This is a genomic window from Kitasatospora sp. NPDC088160, from assembly GCF_044741445.1.
Taxonomy (GTDB): domain Bacteria; phylum Actinomycetota; class Actinomycetes; order Streptomycetales; family Streptomycetaceae; genus Kitasatospora.
The window spans coordinates 1-3161 of sequence record NZ_JBIUSS010000055.1 but is presented as its reverse complement, the minus strand read 5'-3'; the positions used below and the strand labels follow the sequence as shown (position 1 = coordinate 3161).

The window sequence follows — 3161 nt, the reverse complement described above, 5'->3', positions numbered from 1 at the left end:
AAGCCGCCTGCCGCATCATCATCCTCGAAGACCAACTCGAAGAAGCCCTGCGCCTCAACGAACAACTCCGCCGCACCCCGCGCGGCCAGGAACCCGCAACCGACACCTGACCGGCCTCCGGCAACCCGGCCCACAGCTCCGCCCAACCGTACGGCCCACGCACAGGGCCGTACGGGGGCGGACGACCTCACCCTGCACGCTCTGGTCGCCCCGGAGATGGGCGACACCACTACGGCGCGCCTCACGCGAGAGCGGCGAACGAGACCGCGCCGGCCTTCATCCAGGGCCCGCACCGACGCGTGGTGCGTTAACGCCAGCCCTTTGAGGTGAGCGCGGCGAGGACGGCGGCCTGGGCGGCGGCCAACTGCTGCCACGCGGTGTCGAGTTCGCCAGTAACGTCCGCATCGTCCGGCTCGTCCGTGGTGATGTCGGTGGGGCGCTTCATCGGCTGCGGCGCGCAGGTACGAGGGTGCCGGTGTCCAGGTGGGGGGTGGTGTCGTCGCCGGGCGCGGCCTCGTCCGGTCCCAGGGTGGTCTGGAGCTGGGTGAGTTGACGTTCGACGCCGGTCAAGCTGGCCGCGCGATCCACGGTGACGACGCCGTCCACGACGCGGCGCAGCGGGTCGGCGAGCAGCCCAGCGCGGCGTTCGGCCAGGACTTCGGTCGCGACGGCGCGGGCAGCGCCGAGACGGTTGTACCGGTTGGTGAGGTCGTCGGCGGGGGTGGCGGTGCCGAGTGGTGCCGAGTTGGGATTGTAGCCAGGCGAGGACGGGCGGTTCCATGCGCTTCCGCTCGTACTTCAGCCTCGCGGCCTCAGCCTCAGCCGCGCGGGACCGCATCCTGCCCACAGGCTCACCAGCCTTGCGCCCGGCGCGGCGGACCGCTGCCTCGTACGCCGGGCCGAGATCCGCTCGATCGGCGCCCCGGGGCCTACCCGAGGCCGCGAGAGGCACCACTGGGGTGGCAGGCATCTCGGGCCCGCCACCCCTGAAGCCGTACTGCTACGAACGCTGTCAGCCGACTCGCCATTTCTGGCCGGCGTTGTTGGAGTTGCAGGCCCACACGCCCAGCCCGTCGCCCTCCCGGTCAGCGGTGAGGCAGCCACCTGCCGCGTTCACGAGCTGGTTCCAGCCGTCGCCCACACCCTGGAACGACCAGAGCTGGTTGTTGTTGCCGTCCTGGGCGTGGGCGAGATGGGTCCGGTGCGTATCCGGGTTGTGGTCGATGACCATGCCGCCACCGTAGGCCGTCTCGATCTGCCACATCCCGTTGCCCTTGTCCCAGAAGACCCATTCGTTGTTGGGATTCTCCGCTTCGCCTCGGGCGGCCTGGACCTCGGGACCCGGGGCGGTGCTGCCGCCTTCGAGATCGGCTTCGAATCCGTTGTTCGCCGACATGAGTTCCTCATGGACGCCGCTGGACGGCAACTCGCTGCCGGAATCCCGGACCGAGGGCGAGAATTGGACTGCGGCCTCCCCGCCGGACGTCTGGTACTCAATGGGTGCCTCGAGCAGGCCCGACGCGTCCGCGATGTCGACGAACTTCAGGACGCTCCCGCAGAACCGGCCGCCCCCTTCGGGGCAGGAGACCGGCTGGTCACCTGCCGAAATGATCCCGACCGCCGTGACGCCCTCAGGCGCGGGGACGAACACCGGCCCGCCGCTGTCTCCCCTTCCGGCCGCCGGGCCGTTCGACTGCTGCTTGGCGCTCCACGCAGGCCCGAACAGCTTGCTGTTGCCATTGCCGTCCTGGGCCTCGTACTGGAGAACCTTGCGCTTGACCTGGATCCCCCCCCAGCTCGCCGGAACTGGCCCCGGAGGTGATCACGATGTTGCCCACCACCGGACTGTCGGCGCCAACCACCGCGGACTTCGTCTGTCCTTGGGAGCCGCTACTGTTTGTACTGGCGCCCCGCCACACAGTCGGCTTGAAGAAGTCGGTGTTGCCGGCCTTCACGAGCGCCACGTCCACCGTGGTGTTCCGGTGGCTGACCTCAGCCGAGTCCAGGTTCGCGAACCACCCGCCCCGACCGTCGTATACGTCTTTCCTGTTCTCATCGGGGAAGCAGTGGCGCGCTGTGAACGCCCTCCCGTTGGTAGCCGTACGCTGGTCGTCCACGTGGCGCCGACGGGGCGGACCCCACCATCCGGTGCGGGAGCACGAACAGCGGGCCGTCCCGTCGCTGTCTGTCGTCAAGTCACCCGTTCATCAGCCTGGTACGGCGATCGAACGGACGGAGCCTGCGGGCCTGGCTGATGCGGCACCGTCGTGGAAGGTGCCAGCCGTGCTTCACGTGGTGCGGATCGCTGCGCCGGAAGCCCTGGTCGGCACCCGGTCGTACGCGGCGGTCGGACAGTTGTGCCGCGTTCGCACCCCAGGTCGGCGAGCCGCTCGGACTCCCTACCGGCCGTCGCACACCCCGCCTGACGCCGGCTCGACGCGTTCGGTGGCCGGCCTCGGCTGACGCCGGTCCACGTGGGCGTTGATCGTTTGTTTACCGCCTTCGCGCATGATCCTTCCTGCACAGGGCGCCCCACGCGTTCACGGGCGCGAACAGACGAGAGAGGCACACGGGGAAATGAAGACAACGAAGACGCTGCGGCACATGGCCCTCGGGATGGCGGCCGGCATGCTGGCACTGGTCGGGACGGTGGCGTCGGCAGGGACCGCGCAAGCCTACGACCTGCCGACCGCGGACATGGACGAGCCCGGCATCCTCTACCGCGGCGGCCACATCGAAGCGGGAGACACCCAGCTGATCCTGCAGAACGACGGCAACCTCGTCCTCTACCGGGCCTACCAGGAGGCAAGTCTCGTCCACCCCGTGTGGCAGGCCAACACCTGGGGCTGCGGCTACAAGGCGATCATGCAAGGCGACGGGAACTTCGTCGTCTACGACGCCAACAGCCGCCTCTGCTGGTCCGCCAACACCTTCAAGTCCAGCTCCTTGCAGAAGGCCAGCCTTCAGGTCTCCGCCCTCGGCGGCCTCAAGGTCGTCTTCGTCAACCCCAGCGGCGGCCGGAGCATCAGCTGGGCGACGATCCGCAGCTCGGACCTGTACTAGCTACAATGCCGGTGACTTTAGGTTGCTCCTGGCTGGGTGATGGTGACTGTCGCCGGTTCTGGTTGCGGCCAGTTGCGGTGTTGGGAGCGTTTGAGGGG

General features: G+C 68.8%; 4 protein-coding genes and 1 pseudogene. 2 read left to right on the top strand and 3 right to left on the bottom strand.

The features are described from left to right. A pseudogene (locus ACIOGZ_RS41785) lies at window positions 1-110 on the top strand (MerR family transcriptional regulator); the annotation flags it as partial. A gap of 197 nt (window positions 111-307) precedes the next feature. On the opposite strand, the gene ACIOGZ_RS41780 reads toward ACIOGZ_RS41785, so the two are convergent. The 3 genes from ACIOGZ_RS41780 to ACIOGZ_RS41770 all read right to left on the bottom strand — a co-directional run bounded on the left by ACIOGZ_RS41780 (window position 308) and on the right by ACIOGZ_RS41770 (window position 1651). Next, entirely contained in the window at window positions 308-445 is a 138-nt protein-coding gene (locus tag ACIOGZ_RS41780) for a hypothetical protein (protein ID WP_400989893.1), read from the bottom strand. Continuing rightward, window positions 442-570, bottom strand: a complete 129-nt coding sequence (locus ACIOGZ_RS41775; protein WP_400989891.1) for a hypothetical protein — start codon at window positions 568-570, stop codon at window positions 442-444. Before ACIOGZ_RS41775 ends, ACIOGZ_RS41780 begins: the two co-directional genes overlap by 4 nt. Before the next feature lie 442 nt (window positions 571-1012). Then, window positions 1013-1651 carry an RICIN domain-containing protein gene (locus ACIOGZ_RS41770; RefSeq protein ID WP_400812588.1) on the bottom strand — a complete coding sequence of 213 codons (639 nt, stop codon included), beginning with the start codon at window positions 1649-1651 and terminating at the stop codon, window positions 1013-1015. A 926-nt stretch (window positions 1652-2577) separates the two neighbouring features. Here ACIOGZ_RS41770 and ACIOGZ_RS41765 point away from each other — a divergent pair. Beyond that, window positions 2578-3063 (top strand): hypothetical protein, encoded by a 486-nt coding sequence (locus ACIOGZ_RS41765; RefSeq protein WP_400812590.1) that lies wholly within the window; start codon window positions 2578-2580, stop codon window positions 3061-3063. The last annotated feature ends 98 nt before the right edge of the window (window positions 3064-3161 follow it).